Consider the following 815-nt stretch of genomic DNA (forward strand, 5'->3'; position numbering starts at 1 on the left):
ATGCCCAGCAGCTCGGACTCGGCGCGCACCCGGGCGATCGGCAGGGTCGGCCCGGCCAGCGACCAGGCGCGCACCTTGCGGGCCTCCTCGGCGACGGCGGTGCGGAAGCCGGCCGCCCCACGGGCCTCGGCCGCCTGCTGCAGGGTCAGGCTCATCGCCTGCGCCTCATCGCTCGCGTCCCGCGCCGCCTGGGCCCGGTCGAGGGCGGCGAAGGCCCAGACCGAGGCCAACACGGCGACCAACGCCACGGCCAGGGCGCGCTCGCGCGGCGACATCCGAAGCCGCTCGATCAGGCGGGTCAGGGCCAGGGTCGCCGCCTCAGCCATGCGCGCCCGCCAGGTCCGCAGACAGGGTCACCGCCTCGCCCGTGCCGTCCGACTTCACGGCGACGCCGCGCAGGGACGGCTCGGCTTCCAGCGCGGCGGCGAGCTCGGCCAATGCGTCGGGATCCGAAGCCGCGAGCCGCATCTTCAGGCCCCGCCCGTCGACGCTCCAACTGGACGGCTCCAGGCCGAAGTCGCGGCAGACGCGAAACGCGTCGGCGGCCGCCAGGAGCGGCGTGGCGGACGCCGCATGGGTCTGGAAGCCGCGGATCAGCGCCAGGTCGGCCAGGGTGCGGACCGCGGCCGGACCCGTGCGGCCGGCGCGATAGACCTCGGCCCGGTCCAGGGCGGCGGCCTCCTGGCGATGGTAGTAGATCGACTGGGCGGTGAAGCAGGCGCCGAGCGCCGCGGCCCCGACCGTGACCGCGGCCGCCCAACGCTCGACGCGCGGCCAGCCCGCCCGCGGATCGGCGCGTAGGACCGAGCGTGCGC

Annotated in this window: 2 protein-coding genes; both read right to left on the reverse strand. The window is 76.9% G+C overall.

The features are described 5' to 3' along the window. Nucleotides 1-326: hypothetical protein (locus tag G3573_RS21720; protein ID WP_163263691.1), on the reverse strand; the 326-nt coding region annotated here is incomplete at its 3' end. Beyond that, nucleotides 319-815, reverse strand: a 497-nt coding sequence (locus G3573_RS21725) for a hypothetical protein (protein WP_163263692.1), incomplete at its 5' end; no start/stop codon positions are given. The genes G3573_RS21725 and G3573_RS21720, both read right to left, overlap by 8 nt.

The sequence above is a fragment of the Caulobacter sp. 17J65-9 genome, from assembly GCF_010975005.1.
Taxonomy (GTDB): Bacteria; Pseudomonadota; Alphaproteobacteria; order Caulobacterales; family Caulobacteraceae; genus 17J80-11.